General features: G+C 74.2%; 9 protein-coding genes and 1 pseudogene. All 10 read left to right on the forward strand.

From position 1 onward, the window contains the following. Positions 1-51: 51 nt before the first annotated feature. Complete coding sequence (locus ABTY15_RS30100; protein WP_350602202.1) at positions 52-402, forward strand: 5-carboxymethyl-2-hydroxymuconate Delta-isomerase; 351 nt, start codon at positions 52-54, stop codon at positions 400-402. Between the two features lie 201 nt (positions 403-603). Next, positions 604-1,953 carry a helix-turn-helix domain-containing protein gene (locus ABTY15_RS30105; protein WP_350602204.1) on the forward strand — a complete coding sequence of 450 codons (1,350 nt, stop codon included), beginning with the start codon at positions 604-606 and terminating at the stop codon, positions 1,951-1,953. Between the two features lie 136 nt (positions 1,954-2,089). Then, positions 2,090-2,605: a cobalamin B12-binding domain-containing protein gene (locus tag ABTY15_RS30110; protein ID WP_350602205.1), complete on the forward strand. Its 516-nt coding sequence runs from the start codon at positions 2,090-2,092 to the stop codon at positions 2,603-2,605. Further along, positions 2,602-3,978, forward strand: coding sequence for a methylaspartate mutase (locus ABTY15_RS30115; protein WP_350602207.1), 1,377 nt, complete (start codon positions 2,602-2,604; stop codon positions 3,976-3,978). Before ABTY15_RS30110 ends, ABTY15_RS30115 begins: the two co-directional genes overlap by 4 nt. Next, positions 3,975-5,012, forward strand: a complete 1,038-nt coding sequence (locus ABTY15_RS30120; protein WP_350602209.1) for an asparagine synthetase A — start codon at positions 3,975-3,977, stop codon at positions 5,010-5,012. The genes ABTY15_RS30115 and ABTY15_RS30120 overlap by 4 nt, the downstream gene beginning before the upstream one ends. After that, positions 5,009-6,292 carry a glutamate synthase-related protein gene (locus ABTY15_RS30125; protein WP_350602210.1) on the forward strand — a complete coding sequence of 428 codons (1,284 nt, stop codon included), beginning with the start codon at positions 5,009-5,011 and terminating at the stop codon, positions 6,290-6,292. The genes ABTY15_RS30120 and ABTY15_RS30125 overlap by 4 nt, the downstream gene beginning before the upstream one ends. Next, positions 6,285-7,553, forward strand: a complete 1,269-nt coding sequence (locus ABTY15_RS30130; RefSeq protein WP_350602212.1) for an MFS transporter — start codon at positions 6,285-6,287, stop codon at positions 7,551-7,553. The genes ABTY15_RS30125 and ABTY15_RS30130 overlap by 8 nt, the downstream gene beginning before the upstream one ends. 164 nt (positions 7,554-7,717) lie before the next feature. Next, entirely contained in the window at positions 7,718-7,924 is a 207-nt protein-coding gene (locus ABTY15_RS30135) for an MbtH family protein (RefSeq protein ID WP_350602213.1), read from the forward strand. 29 nt (positions 7,925-7,953) lie between these two features. Next, on the forward strand, positions 7,954-11,151 hold the full coding sequence (locus ABTY15_RS30140) for a non-ribosomal peptide synthetase (protein WP_350602214.1): 3,198 nt from the start codon (positions 7,954-7,956) through the stop codon (positions 11,149-11,151). A 121-nt stretch (positions 11,152-11,272) separates the two neighbouring features. Further along, positions 11,273-15,222, forward strand: a pseudogene (locus tag ABTY15_RS30145) (amino acid adenylation domain-containing protein); the annotation flags it as partial.

The raw sequence follows: 15,222 nt of genomic DNA on the forward strand, positions 1-15,222 counted from the left end.
TGTAGCGTCACGGGGCTTGTTGGATATGGCCCTTGATCCTGGGAGGTTTCCGTGCCGCAGATCCTGGTCGACCACTCGGCCGGTCTGGAGTTCGACCGTGCCGGCTTGGCCGAGGAGGTGCACAAGCTGATCACCGAGGTGATCGACACCACGGTGGGGGAGTGCAAGACGCTGTTCCGCCCGGCCGAGCAGTTCACGGTCGGTGACGGGACGACCGGGGAGCAGCTGGTGCTGGTGCAGATCAAGCTCCTGGCCGGGCGCAGCACCGCCCAGCGGGCGGAGCTCACGGCGCGGGTGCTCGCCGCCCTCCAGGCCCGGATCGACGTGCCGGCCGGGATCGGCGTCGAGGTCACCGAGCTGGACCGGGAGACCTACCGGTTCGTCCACCACACCGGTCGCTGACACCTGCGCCCCGCCCGCCCGCCAACCCGGGCGGGGCGCCGACCTGCGGATTCGGTCCGCGCAGATCGCCCGGAGATCCGCCATGGATCCCCGGCCGGGAAGGTCACTGGAGTCGCCCTCCTACCCGGGAGGGCGGCGACGGCGGCCTCGAGCCTCACAGGGCACCGGTCGACAGGGCGGGAATCTGCGCGGGAGAGCATCATGGACGGGACTCGGTTCGGCGAACTCCTCAGGGACCACCGGAATCGGCGGGGGCTGACCCAGCAACAGCTGGCGGACCTGGCCACGGTGAGTGTGCGCGCGGTGCGCAACCTGGAGCTGGGAAAGGCGCAACGGCCGCGGCAGGAGACGGTCCGGCTGTTGAGCGAGGTGCTGCGGCTGAACGACTCGCGGCGGGCCGAGCTGGAGTCGGCCGCGTTCGCGCCGGCGGCGGGCGCCCGGCGGGGGCTGGTCGAGCCGGTCGCGCCGCCCGCGCCGACCACCCCGATGGTCGGGCGCCTCGCCGAACTCGACACGCTGATGCGGCTGTTGACGGCCGACGGGCACCGCTCGCTGAGCATCGTCGGGCTCGGCGGGATCGGCAAGACCCGGCTGGCGCTGGAACTGGCCGGCGCGGTGTACGCCGGGTGCGGCTGGTCGGTGCTGTGGCTGCCCTGGCAGGGGCTGGTGAACCGGGGTGAGGCCGCCGGCCGGCTCGCGGACCTGCCGGTCGGGCGGCTGCTGCGGGAGGCGGCGGACGATCCGGGCCGGGCGCTCGCCGCGCTCGGCGGCCTGATCGGCAACCGCCCGCTGCTGCTGGTCATCGACGGCTTCGACCCGGTCGACGGGTACGCCGGGGACGTGGTCGGGCTGTTGCAGCGCTGTCCCCGGCTGCGGGTGGTGGTGACCGCGCGGGCGCCGCTGGGCACGGCGGGGGAGCAGGTCGTCCCGATGGGCCCGCTGCGGGTCCCGGCGGCGTCGGTGACCGACGTCGCCGCGCTGGCCGGGGTGGAGTCGGTGCGGCTGCTGGTCTCGCACATCCACCGCTTCCACCCGGGCTTCCGACTGGACGCGGTCTCGGTGTCGGCCGTGGCGGCGATCTGCCGACGGCTGGACGGGGTGCCCTGCGCGCTGGCGCACGCCGCCGAGTGGTTCCTGACCGAGGGCCCGGAGGACCTGCTGGCGCTGGCCGCCCGCAACCCGCTGACCCTGGCCTCCTCCCCGGCGGGCACCGGCGGACTCGCCGATGCCCGGGGGCAGTTCGGGCGGAGCCTGGCCCTGCTGTCGCCGGCCGACCGGCGGGTGCTGGAGCGGATGGGCGGGCACCGCGGGCCGTGGACGGTGGCCGACGCGGCGGTCGCGCTGGGCCAGGAGGGCGGCGGGTACGCCGGGACCGCCCGGGCGGTGCACACGCTGCTGGTGCACGGGCTGGTCCGGGAGACCGCGGACGGCGCGCGGCGCCGCTTCACGGTGCTCAACCTGGTGCGGGCGCTGATCGACGAGCAGGCCGCCCGGCGGGCCGTCGAGCAGCCCGTCGGCGGGTGCCTGCGGCTGCCGGTCCGGTCGGGCTGAAACTACCGCTCTGCTGCCCCCGGGACTGCCCTTCGCCGGTCCGGGCCGTCGTTAGGTTCTGCTCTGTCGATAAACAGTCGATCTCATCGAGACGTCAGATGCGACGCGAAGAGCGGCATCCCGGCGGAAGCGAACTATGGAAGCAGAGAACACGCGGTCGGCCATCGCGCGCACCGCACTCAGTGTCGTCGTCTCCGGGGTGAGGTCGGACGCCCACACCTGGAACCTCGTCTACCTCCAGTTGCTGCTGGAGGAGTTGGGGCACCGGGTGGCCAACCTCGGGCCCTGCGTGCCGGGTGACCTGCTGGTCGCCGAATGCCAGTGGCGCCGGCCGGACCTGATCGTGCTCAGCAGCGTGAACGGGCACGGCTACCAGGACGGCCTGCACGCCATCGAGCAGCTGCGGGCCTGCCCGGAGCTGGCCGGCGCGCCGGTGATCATCGGCGGGAAGCTCGGCGTGCGCGGCGCCGGGGACGGCGACCGGTCCGCGGAGCTGATGCGGGCCGGGTTCGACGCGGTCTTCGACGACTCGGCCGGTGTGACGGCCTTCCGGTCCTTCGTCGGGGCTCTGGAGCAAGGGGCTCTGGAGCAAGGGGCCGCGGAACAAAGGGCCTTGGAACACGGGGCCCTGGAAGGGAGAGGTGGGCGATGAGCGCCGAGCTGGAACAACCCGGCGGGGCGGCCGACCTGCTCGCCGCCCGGACGATCCCGGTACGGCGGTCGGCGTTCGGCGAGTTCGTCGCCCGGGCGCACGCCCGCGGCGAGCTGGTCGTCCAGCCGCGGATGGGCTTCAGCGACCCCGTGGAGATGCGGGACGGCCTGCTGGCCGTCAAGGGCGCCCGGGCCACCACCGTCGGCACCCTCACCCTCGACAGCTACACCCGGATCGGCGACCACGACGCGGCCCGCCGCGCCCTCGCCGACGGCCTCCGGCTCAACGGCTACCCGATCGTCGCCCAGGGCGCCGCCCGCACCAGGGCCGTGCTCGACGGCGCGCTGGACGGCCGCTTCCCGATCCAGGTCCGGCACGGCTCGGCCCGGCCGCAGGCCATCATGACCGCGCTCGCCGAAGCCGGCCTGCACGCCACCGAGGGCGGACCGGCCTCGTACTGCCTGCCGTACGGGCGGGTGCCGCTGCGCGAGTCGGTGGCGAACTGGGTCGAGTGCTGCCGACTGCTCACCGCCGTACGGGAGTCGGGCCAGGAGCCGCACCTGGAGACCTTCGGCGGCTGCATGATGGGCCAGCTCTGCCCGCCCTCGCTGCTGGTCGCCCTGAGCCTGCTCGAAGGACTGTTCTTCTGCCAGAACGGCGTGCCCGACGTCTCGTTGAGCTACGCCCAGCAGACCGACGGCGACCAGGACGAGGAGGCGGTGGCCGCGCTGCGCCGGCTCGCCGCCGAGTTCCTGCCCACGCCCAGCTGGCACGTCGTGGTCTACACCTACATGGGCGTGTACCCGCAGACCCCCGAGGGGGCGGCCGACCTGCTCGCCGCCTCGGCGCGGCTCGCGGTGCGCTCCGGCGCCTCCCGGCTGATCGTGAAGACGGCCGCCGAGGCGTTCCGGATCCCCACCGTCGAGGAGAACCTCACCGCCCTGGAGCACGCCGCCGCGGTGGCGGCCGACACCCCCCGGGCCGCGACCGACCCGACCGCCCAGGACAGCGAGGTCTACGCCGAGGCCCGGGCCTTCGTCGAGGCGGTGCTCGACCTGGACGGGACGGTCGCCCGCTCGCTGCCGCTGGCCTTCGAACGCGGCTACCTGGACGTCCCGTTCTGCCTGCACCCGGACAACGCCGGGCGCTCCCGCAGCACCATCGACGGCTCCGGCCGGCTGCGCTGGACGGCTCTCGGCTCGATGCCGCTCGGCCCGTCCGCCGTCACCGCCCGGACCCGCCCGCTGACCTCCGCCGGACTGCTGAGCTCGCTGTCGTACGTGCAGCACACCTACGACCGCACCGAACTCGGCCGCCCGGCGGCCCGATCCATCACCGCCGACCCCACCACCCCGGAGGACGCCAGGCCATGACCACCACCCCGCAGACCGGCACACCGCAGACCACGGACACACCGCTCGATCACGGCGCGCCCCGGCTGCCGCACCCCCGGCAGCACCTGACCTCCCCGGTCACCCGCAGCGTGCTGCGGCTGCAGAGCGGACTGCTCTCCGCCGCCCGGGAGTTCCTGCGCGACAACGGCTTCACCGAGCTGCTGCCCCCGATCATCGGCCCGGTCACCGACCCGGGCAACCGGGGCGCCAAGCAGGTCGACATCGACTACTACGGGCACCGCTACAAGCTGATGACCAGCGCGATCCTCTACAAGCAGGCCTCACTGCTGGCCTTCGACAAGATCTTCTACGTGGCGCCGAACGTCCGGCTCGAACCGGTGGAGACCGCCGGCACCGGCCGCCACCTCACCGAGTTCCACCAGCTCGACGTCGAGGTCGCCGGCGCCACCCGGGACGACATCCTCCAGTTGATCGAGGACCTGGTCCGCCACATGACCGCCCGGGTGGTCGCCGAGCACGACGCGGAACTGGAGCAACTCGGCCGCGACCCGGGCGTGTTCGCCGACCTGATCAGCACCGCCTTCGACCGGATCCCGCACTCCGCCGCCGTCGAGCGGCTGCACGAGCTCGGCCACGGGCAGAGCCCCGACGCCGAACTCGACTGGCCGGGCGAGGCGTTGCTCTCCGGCAAGGCCAGCCGCCCGTTCTTCGTCACCGACTACCCGAAGGGCTCGCGCGGCTTCTACGACCGGGAGAGCCAGGAGACCGCCGGTGTCCTGCGCAACTTCGACCTGATCGCCCCCGAGGGCTACGGCGAGCTGTGCAGCGGCAGCGAGCGCGAGTTCGACTACGCCCGGATCGTCGCCCGGATGCGGGAGACCGGCGAGAACCCGGCCAAGTACGGTTGGTACCTGGAGACCGTTCGCGAGGGCATCCCGGCCAGCTCCGGCTTCGGCATCGGCCTCCAACGGCTCACCCGCTACATCGCCGGCGTCGAGGCGGTCTGGCAGGCCAGCGCCTTCCCCAAGCTCGTCGGGACGGTCTCGCCGTGACCGCGCTGCACGCCGCCGGCCTGCCCGAGGCCGCGATCCGGGCCCGGGCCAGGTCGGGCGCCGCGGCCGCCTTCCCGGACGTCGACAGCTACGGCCACACCCTCTTCGGCGACGAGGGCCGCCCCGTCGGCGACCCGCTCGACCGGGCCCGGCTGGTCCCGCCGGTCTTCGTGCCGCAGCGGCTGGAGAAGCTGATCGACCTCGGCCGCGAACCGCTCTTCTCCGACGTCGACCTGTCCACCGTGATCGGCGGGTTCTCCGCCGCGCTGCCCGTCTACGTCTCCGCCTTCGGCTCCACCCAGGTCGCCAGCCGCGACCTCGGCACCGCCGTCGCCCGGCAGGCCGGCCGGCTCGGCGTCCCGATGGCGATCGGCGAGAACATCGTCCCGGTCAGCGGCTACGGCCGGGTGGAGACCGAGGAGCAGCGCTCGCTGCTGCGCCGGATCGAGGCCTACGCCGAACACCTGCCGGACGGCCTCGGCGGGCTGGTCGTCCAGCAGAGCACCGAGGACGCCGACGCCGAGGTGTGGAACCTGGTCTACAGCGACCCGCGCACCCGCGGCCTGCTCGAATCCGGGCGCCTGGGCTTCGAGTTGAAGGTCGGCCAGGGCGCCAAGCCCGGCCTCGGCGGGATGACCGTGCTGCCGCGCGGGGAGGCGGCCGCGCTCGCCGACCGCTTCCAGCTCCAGGACGTCTTCGGCCCGGACGACCCCCGGGTGCTGCGCAGCAGCAGCCCCGGCACCTTCACCGACGAGATCCTGCGCCAGCAGATCCGGCTGATGCGCAACAACTTCCCGCGCGCCCGGGTCTGGGTCAAGCTGCCGCCGGCCCGGGACGTCGCCGAGGCCGCCCGGGTGGCCTGGGCCGCGGGCGCCGACGCGGTGACCGTCGACGGCGCCGAGGGCGGCTCCGGCTGGGTGCCCGGGCTCTTCCCGGCACAGGTCGGCCTGCCGCTGCACGAGTGCCTGCACCGGATCGGCGCGCCGCAGGGCTGCCTGCTCGCCTCCGGGCGGATCTGGGAGGGCGCCCGCGCGGCCAAGGCGCTCGCGCTGGGCGCGACCGCGGTCGGCCTCGGCCGGGCCGCCCTGCTGGCCGCCGACGAGGACCCCGAGGCGGGCCTGACCCGGCTGCTGGAGTGCCTGGCCCTGGAACTGCGGCTGGTCACCAGCGCGCTCGGGGTCTACACCAGCGGTGCGCTCACCCCCGAGGACGTCTGGTTCGGCCCGACGACCACCGCCGAGCGCGTCCCGCAGCCCACGGAGGGACACCTCCATGGCTGAGACCGAGACCCTCGCCCGGGAGGACGAACCGGAGCCGGTCTCGTACGACAGCCCGTTCCGCCTCGGCTACCTGGGCTTTGTGGCCGCCAACGGCTTCTCCGCGATCGGCAACTCCGCCTGGTTCGTGGCGCTCACCGTGCTGCTCACCGAACTGGCCTCGCCGACCGTGGTCGGCGCGGTGCTGGCGCTGTCCTCGCTGCCCTCGCTGGCGGGGATGCTGATCGGCGGCGCGGTCGTCGACAAGGTCGGCCCGCGCAAGGTGATGATCGTCTCCGACGCGCTGCGCTGCGCCGTGCAGGGCGCGGCCGCCGCCGTCGCCTACCTCGCCGACCTGTCGGTGGCCGTCCTCGCCCTCGTCCTGCTGCTCACCAACCTGGCGAACGCCTTCTTCATGCCGGCCGCCGGGGCCCTGCGACCCCGGCTGCTGCCGGGCGAGCACCTGCTGCGCGGCAACTCGCTCTACTCGCTGGGTACCCGCGGCGGCCAGGCGCTCGGCGGTCCGGTCGGCGCGCTGCTGATCGGGCTCGGCGGCACCGCGCTGGTCGCCGCCTTCGACGCGGCCAGCTTCGCGCTCTCGGCACTCGCGGTGTTCCTGGTCCGGGTGCCCGCCCTGGTGCGGGCCGCACCGGCACCGGCCGCCGGAGCGCCCGCGCAGGACGGCCTGGGCAGCCGGATCCGCGAAGGACTGCGCTACATCCGGGGCCACCGCGACCTGCTCTGGCTGATCGTGCTGATCGGCCTGAGCGAACTCGCCAGCATGGGGCCGGTCAACGTCGGCCTGGTGCTGCTCGCCGACCAGTACGGCCACCCGCTGGGGGTGGGCGCGCTGCTCACCGCCTTCACGCTGGGCGCCGTCGTCAGCTTCCTGGCGACGGTGGTGTGGCCGACCAAACGGCGCAGCGGCGGGGTCGTGGTGTACGGCGTGGCGGCGCAGGCGGCGCTGCTGGTCGTGCTGGGGCAGCTCGGCTCGATCGTGCCGGCCGTGGCCGTGTACTTCGGGCTGGGTGTGCTGTCCGGCCTGGTCGGCAACGTGCTGTCCTCGCTGGTGCAGCTCTGGAGCAAGGCGGAGGTCCGGGGGCGGGTGATGTCGGTGCTCAGCATGACCGTTTTCATCGCCGCGCCGCTCGGCAATCTGATGCTCGGCTGGTTCGTCCAGCTGATGGGGCTGGCGGCGACGATGGCCCTGCACGGGGCCCTGGCGGCGGCCGCCGCCGCGATCGCGCTGGTCCGTCCGGCCATCGGCCGGGCCCGGCTGGACTGAGGCGGCCGGACCGGACGGCCGGGCCGAAACTGCCGCCGGTCTGCCTCGCCGAGTGCCGCCCGGGCGGACCTGCCGCTCGTAGGGTCGACAGGGTCGACACCAGAACCTGGGCTGTCCGCCAACTGGCAAGCCCCATAAAGGATTTCGAGAAACGGAGCCGGGTCATGAGCAACCCGTTCGAGAACCCCGAGGCGTCGTACTGGGCCCTGATCAACGAGGAGGGCCAGTACTCCCTGTGGCCGGCCTCGATCCAGGTCCCCGAGGGCTGGACGGTGGCCCACGGCGAGGACACCCGGGAGGCCTGCCTGGCCCACATCGAGGCCGCCTGGACGGACATGCGGCCGGCGAGCCTGATCAACGCGTCGAACTGACCGAACCCGCAGGACCCTGAGGAGTTCCCGTGATCCCGTTGTCATTCGCCCAGCGCCGGCTGTGGTTCATCAACCAGTTCGAGGAGCCGAACGGAACGTACAACATTCCCATGGTCGTGCGGATGCGGGGCACCTTGGACGCCGACGCCCTGCGCGCCGCCCTCGGGGACGTGGTGACCCGGCACGAGGCCCTGCGGACGGCCTTCCTCGAACGGGACGGGGAGTTCTGGCAGCGGATCACGGACGCGGCGGAGGTGGACATCCCGTTCGCCGTCGAGGAGCGCGTGGAGGCGGAGGTCGAGGCCTTCGTCGCGGAGTACATCGCCCGGCCGTTCGACCTCTCGACGGACCTGCCGCTGCGCGCGGCACTGCTGACCGTCGCCCCCGAGGAGCACGTGCTGGTGCTGGTCATGCACCACATCGCGGGCGACGGCTGGTCGCAGGCCCCGCTGCTGCGGGACCTGTCGACCGCCTACGCGGCACGCCGTGCCGGCGAGGAGCCCGACTGGGAGCCGCTGCCGGTGCAGTACGGCGACTACACCCTCTGGCAGCGCGAGCTGCTCGGTGCCGAGGACGACCCGGAGAGCTTGGTCTCCCATCAGCTCGCCTACTGGAAGCGGGAATTGGCCGAACTGCCGGAGGAGCTGGCGCTGCCCGCCGACCGGCCCCGGCCGGCCGTCGCCTCCCACCGGGGCGGCATGATCCGGGTCGAGATCGCGGCGGAGGTGCACCGCCGGCTGGCCGAGCTGGCGCAGGCCGACGGCGGCACGCTGTTCATGGTGCTCCAGGCGGCGGTCGGCGTGCTGCTCTCCCGGCTGGGCGCGGGCACCGACATCCCGTTCGGCACCCCGGTCGCGGGCCGGACCGACGAGGCGCTGGACGACCTGGTCGGCATGTTCGTCAACACCCTGGTGCTGCGCACCGACGTCTCCGGCAACCCGACCTTCCGCGAACTGGTGGCGCGGGTGCGGAGCACCGACCTGGCGGCCCTGGAGAATCAGGACGTCCCGTTCGAGCTGCTGGTGCAGGAGCTCAACCCGGAGCGCTCGCCGGCCCGCAACCCGCTCTTCCAGGTGATGCTGGTGCTCCAGAACACCGAAGCCTCGGGCCTGCACCTGGCCGGCCTGGACGTGGACTTCCGGGTCGCCGACGCGGCCGGGGCGAAGTTCGACCTCACCCTGGAACTCGCCGAACGGCGCAGCGGCCCGGGCACGACGGGCGGCATCACGGGCACCCTGCAGTACGCGGCGGATCTGTTCGACCGGCGGACGGCGGAGTGGTTGGGGGCGTGTCTGGTCCGGGTGTTGGAGGCGGTGGCGGCGTTCCCGGATGTGCGGGTGGGGGAGTTGGACCTGCTCGGGGACGAGGAGTTGCGGCTGCTGCTGGAGGACTGGAACGGTCCGGCGGGTGAGCGGGTCACGGCCTGTGCGCATGAGGTGGTGGAGCGGTTCGCGGCGGAGACCCCGGAGGCGCCGGCGTTGCTGTTCCGGGACGAGCGGGTGTCGTACGGGGAGTTGAACGCGCGGGCGAACCGGTTGGCGCGGCAGTTGACGGCGGCCGGGGTGGAGCGCGGTGACGTGGTCGGGGTGCTGCTGGAGCGCGGCGTCGAGCTGGTGGTGGCGGTGCTCGCGGCGCTGAAGGCGGGCGCCGGGTACACCGTGCTGGACACCGACTTCCCGGCCGAGCGGTGGAGCACGGTGCTGCGGGAGACCGCGGCGCCGGTGCTGGTCACCGACGGGACGTGGGCCCGGTCCGTACCCGAGGTGGCGGCCGCCGTCCTGCGGCTGGACGCGCTGGCGGGGGAGATCGCCGGGCGAGCAGCGGGGGACCTGGACACGCTGGTGGGCCTGGACGATGTGGCCTGCGTGATGTTCACCTCCGGGTCGACGGGGCGGCCGAAGGGTGTGGTGGCCTCGCACCGGGCGCTGGTGGCGACGCTGACGGACCAGGAGTTCGTCGGCTTCGAGCCGGAGCAGGTGTGGTTGCAGTGCTCGCCGGTGTCCTGGGACGCCTTCGCGCTGGAGCTGTTCGGGGCGCTGTTCTCGGGCGCGGCCTGTGTGTTGCAGCCCGGTCAGCGGCCCGAACCGGCGGTGATCGAGCGGCTGGTCGGCGAGCACAAGGTCTCCACCGTCCACCTGTCCGCGAGCCTGCTGAACTTCATGCTCGACGAGTACCCGGGCACCTTCGCCGGGCTCGCCCACGTGATGACCGGCGGCGAGGCGGCGTCCATGTCGCACGTCCGCCGGATCATGGCGGAGCACCCGGGGCTGCGGCTGGTGAACGGGTACTCGCCGGTGGAGAACATGATCTTCACCATGTGCCACACCGCGGTGGAGGCGGACGGCGCGGCCGTGTCGCTGCCGGTGGGCCGGCCGATCGCCCGCAAGAAGGTGTACGTCCTGGACGGCTACCTCAACCTGGTGCCGCCGGGTGTGGCCGGGGAGTTGTACATGGCGGGCGAGGGCCTGGCGCGCGGTTACGCGGGCCAGCCGGCGCTGACCGCCGAGCGCTTCGTGGCCAACCCGTTCGAGCCCGGCACGCGGATGTACCGGACCGGTGACCTGGTGCGCTGGCGCACTTGGGGGTCCCCCCGGCCGGAGGCTGGGGGAGGGGTGATGGAGTTCCTCGGCCGGGCCGACCAGCAGGTGAAGATCCGCGGCTTCCGGATCGAACTCGGCGAGGTGGAGGCCGCGCTCAGCCGCCACGCCGGTGTCCGGCAGGCCGTCGTGCTGGCCCGCGAGGACGTGCCCGGCGACAAGCGCCTGGTCGGCTACGTGGTCGGGGAGGACGGGCTCGACCCGGCCGCGCTGCGCGAGCACCTCGGCGCCCTGCTGCCCGAGTACATGGTTCCGGCCGCCGTGGTGGTGCTGAAGGCCCTGCCGATCACGCCCAACGGCAAGCTCGACCGCGGAGCCCTGCCCGCCCCCGACTACCGCACCCTGAGCACCGGCCGGGCCCCGCGCACCCCGCAGGAGGAGTCGCTCTGCGCCCTGTTCGCCGAGGTGCTGGGCCTGGAGGGCGTCGGCATCGACGACAGCTTCTTCGCCCTCGGCGGGCACTCCCTGCTCGCCACCCGGCTGATCAGCCGCATCCGCACCGCGCTGGGTGTCGAGGTGAGCATCCGGACGATCTTCGAGGCGCGGACCGTCGCGGCCCTCGCGACCCGGCTGACCGGCGCCCGCAAGGCCCGCCCGGCCCTTCGCCGCCGCCAGCCCGACGCCGGCTGACCGGCGGAACGCCCCCTCACCCGCCCCCATTCGTAGCCCCCAGCGTCCGCCGCCGTCGCGCAGAGACCGGCCGGCGCCCCGAAGGCCCGGCCGGCTCTGCGGCCGCGGTGAAGGAGTCCCCGTGATACCCCCGTCTTCCGCGCAGCGGCGCCTGTGGTTTGTCAACCGGCTCGAGGGCGCCAGCGGCACCTACAACAACCCCGTCGCCCTCCGGCTGACCGGCGAGCTCGACGTCGCCGCCCTGGAGGCCGCGCTCGCCGACCTCGCCGACCGGCACGAGCCCCTGCGCACCGTCTTCCCCGAGGTCGACGGCGAGCCGTACCAGCGGGTGCTGGCCGCCGACGAGGCCCGGCCGGGGCTCACGGTCACCGACTGCGCGGAGGACGGGCTGACGGCCGCCCTGGAGACGGAGTCGCAGCGGCCCTTCGACCTCACCGTCGAGCCGCCGCTGCGACCCACCCTGTACCGGCTCGGCCCGGACCTGCACGTGCTGATGCTGGTCCTGCACCACATCGCCTCCGACGGCTGGTCGATGGCCCCGCTGCTGCGCGACCTCGCCCTCGCCTACGAGGCCCGCTGCGCCGGGCGGGCGCCCGGCTGGGAGCCGCTGCCGGTGCAGTACGGCGACTACACCCTCTGGCAGCGCGACCTGCTCGGCACCGAGGATGACCCGGACAGCCTGGTCTCCGGCCAACTCGACTACTGGCGTGGCGAGTTGGCGGAGCTGCCGGAGGAGCTGGCACTGCCCGCGGACCGGCCGCGCCCGGCCGAGCCGTCGTACGCCGGCGGCGTGGTGTCGATGCCGGTCGGGGCGGAGCTGCACCGGTCGCTGGCCGAGCTGGCGCAGGCCGACGGCGGCACGCTGTTCATGGTGCTCCAGGCCGGCGTCGCCGCCCTGCTCTCCCGGCTGGGCGCGGGCACCGACATCCCGATCGGCATGTCGGCGGCGGGCCGCACCGACGAGGCGTTGGACGAGCTGGTCGGCTTCTTCGTCAACTCGCTGGTGCTGCGCACCGATGTCTCCGGCGACCCGACCTTCCGTGAGCTCCTCGCCCGGGTCCGGGAGACCGACCTCGGCGCCTTCGAGCACCAGGACGTGCCCTTCGAGCGTCTGGTGGAGCTGGTCAACCCCGGCCGGTCCAGCGCCCGCCACCCGCTCTTCCAGGTGCTGCTCCAGGTGCAGAACACCGCCGAGGCCCGGGCCGAGTTCCCCGGCGTCGAGGCCGCCTTCGAGACCGTCGGCTGGGACCGCGCCAAGTTCGACCTCGGCGTGGCCTTCTCCGAACGCCGGGACGAGACCGGCGCACCGGCGGGCCTGACCGGCTCGCTGGAGTACGCGGCCGACCTCTTCGACCGCGAGACCGCCCGCCGGCTGCTGGACTGCCTGGTGCGGGTGCTCACCGGGGCCGCCGCCGCCCCCGACGGCCGGGTCGGCGCGCTCGACCTGCTCTCGGACGCCGACCGGCAGGCGTTCGCCGGGTGGAACGCCACCGACCGGCCCGTCCCGGCCGGCGACCTGCCCGGGCTGTTCGCCGCCCAGGCGGCCCGGACCCCGGCGGCGACCGCCGTCGTCTTCGAGGACCAGAGCGTCACGTACGCCGAGCTGGACGCCCGCGCCAACCGGCTGGCCCGCCACCTGATGGCCGAGGGCGCCGGGCCGGAGACCCTGGTCGCCCTCGCGCTGCCCCGCTCGGTGGAGCTGGTGGTGGCCACCCTGGCCGTCGCCAAGTCCGGCGCCGCCTACCTGCCGATCGACCCCGGCTACCCGGCGGACCGGGTGGCCTTCATGCTGGCCGACGCGCGGCCGACCCTGCTGCTCACGGACGCGCCGCTCGCGGCACCCGAAGGCGTCCGGGTGCTCGTCCCGGCCGAGATCGCGCCCGCGCCGGCGGGCCGGTCCGCCGAGCCGCTGCCGGGCGGCGGCGACCCCCGGCGCCCGGCCTACGTGATCTACACCTCCGGCTCGACCGGCCGGCCCAAGGGCGTGGTCGTCACCCACCAGGGCATCGCCAACCTGGTCGCGGCCCAGGTGGAACGGTTCGGCATCGAACCCGGCAGCCGGGTGCTCCAGTTCGCCTCGCTGAGCTTCGACGCGGCCTTCTCCGAGCTGAGCACCGCCCTGCTGACCGGCGCCACCATCGTGCTGGCCCCGGCCGCCAAGCTGATGCCGGGCGAGCCGCTGGCCGAGCTGCTGGCCGCGCAGCGCGTCACCCACGTCACCCTGCCCCCCGCCGCGCTGGCCCAGCAGCCCGCCGAGGGCGGCCTGCCCGAGGGCATGACGCTGGTGCTGGCCGGGGAGGCCGCCTCGGCGGAGCTGGTGGCCCGCTGGCTGCCGGGCCGCCGGGTGATCAACGCCTACGGCCCGTCCGAGGCGACGGTCTGCGCCACGATGAGCCTGCCGCTCGGCCCCGGCACCGGGATCCCGCCGATCGGCGGCCCGATCGCCAACACCCGCGCCTACGTGCTGGACGACGCGCTGAACCTGGTCCCGCCGGGCGTGGTCGGCGAGCTCCACCTCGCCGGGGTCGGCCTGGCCCGCGGCTACCTGAACCGGCCCGGGCTGACCGCCGAACGCTTCGTCGCCAACCCCTTCGAACCCGGCGAGCGGATGTACCGCACCGGCGACCTGGTGCGCTGGCGGGCCTCCGGGGTGATGGAGTTCCTCGGCCGGGCCGACCAGCAGGTGAAGATCCGCGGCTTCCGGATCGAACCGGGCGAGGTGGAGGCCGCGTTGAGCCGCCACCCGGGCGTCCGGCAGGCCGCGGTGCTGGCCCGCGAGGACGTGCCCGGCGACAAGCGCCTGGTCGGCTACGTCGTCGGGGAGGACGGGCTCGACCCGGTCGCCCTGCGGGAGGCGGTCGCCGCCGGGCTCCCCGAGTACCTGGTGCCCGCCGCCGTCGTGCTCCTGGACGCGCTGCCGCTGACCCCGAACGGCAAGCTGGACCGCCGCGCCCTGCCCGCCCCCGACTACACCGCCACCAGCACCGGCCGGGCGCCGCGCACCCCGCAGGAGGAGATCCTCTGCGCGCTGTTCGCCGAGGTGCTGGGCCTGGAACAGGTCGGCATCGACGACGACTTCTTCGCCCTCGGCGGCCACTCGCTGCTCGCCACCCGCCTGATCAGCCGGATCCGCACCACCCTCGGGGCCGAACTCGGCATCCGCGAGCTGTTCCAGAGCTCCACCGTCCGGACCATGGCCGCCGCCCTGGACAGCCGCCGCGCCGGGGCCCGCGCGCCACTCGTCCCGATGCCGCGCACCGGGAAGGGGGCCGACGGGGACATCCCGCTCTCCTTCGCCCAGCAGCGGCTCTGGTTCATCAACCGGCTCGAAGGCGCCGACGACAGCTACAACAACCCGTTGGTGCTGCGCCTGCGCGGCCCGCTGAACGCCCTCGCGCTGGAAGCGGCCGTCCGCGACCTGGTGGCCCGGCACGAGGCACTGCGCACGGTCTTCCCGGAGCGCGACGGCGAACCCCGCCAGCACATCGTCGAGGACGTCTCCGGCCGGCTGGCCCTCACCGTGCACGACTGCCGGGCCGAGGGGCCCGCCGCGGCGCTGGCCGCCGCCACCGGCCGCGGTTTCGACGTCACCACCGACCTGCCGGTGCGCGCCGACCTGCTCCGGATCGCGCCCGAGGAGCACGTCCTGGCGCTGACCTTCCACCACATCGCGGTGGACGGCTCCTCCCTGGCACCGCTGCTGCGCGACCTGTCCACCGCGTACGAGGCGCGCCGCGCCGGGCGGGCGCCGGCCTGGGCGCCGCTGCCGGTGCAGTACGCCGACTACACCCTCTGGCAGCGCGAGCTGCTCGGCGCGGAGGGCGACCCGGACAGCCTGCTCGCCCGGCAACTCGACTACTGGCGCGGCCAGTTGGCCGGTCTGCCGGAGGAGCTGGCGCTGCCGGCCGACCGGCCGCGCCCGGCGGTGGCCTCGGTCGAGGGTGGGGTGGTGACGACCGAGCTCGACCCGGACGTCCACCGGGCGCTGGCCGCCCTGGCCCGGGAGAGCGGGGTGACGCTGTTCATGGTGCTCCAGGCCGGTCTGGCCGCGATGCTGTCGCGGCTGGGCGC

This window comes from Kitasatospora sp. NPDC097643 (assembly GCF_040302625.1).
Taxonomy (GTDB): Bacteria; Actinomycetota; Actinomycetes; order Streptomycetales; family Streptomycetaceae; genus Kitasatospora.

What these genes read in the sequence shown, in the direction of transcription:
- ABTY15_RS30105 (WP_350602204.1), top strand. Translation starts at nt 604, where the DNA reads ATGGACGGGACTCGGTTCGGCGAACTCCTCAGGGACCACCGGAATCGG.
- ABTY15_RS30110 (WP_350602205.1), top strand. Translation starts at nt 2,090, where the DNA reads ATGGAAGCAGAGAACACGCGGTCGGCCATCGCGCGCACCGCACTCAGT.
- ABTY15_RS30135 (WP_350602213.1), top strand. Translation starts at nt 7,718, where the DNA reads ATGAGCAACCCGTTCGAGAACCCCGAGGCGTCGTACTGGGCCCTGATC.
- ABTY15_RS30120 (WP_350602209.1), top strand. Translation starts at nt 3,975, where the DNA reads ATGACCACCACCCCGCAGACCGGCACACCGCAGACCACGGACACACCG.
- ABTY15_RS30115 (WP_350602207.1), top strand. Translation starts at nt 2,602, where the DNA reads ATGAGCGCCGAGCTGGAACAACCCGGCGGGGCGGCCGACCTGCTCGCC.
- ABTY15_RS30130 (WP_350602212.1), top strand. Translation starts at nt 6,285, where the DNA reads ATGGCTGAGACCGAGACCCTCGCCCGGGAGGACGAACCGGAGCCGGTC.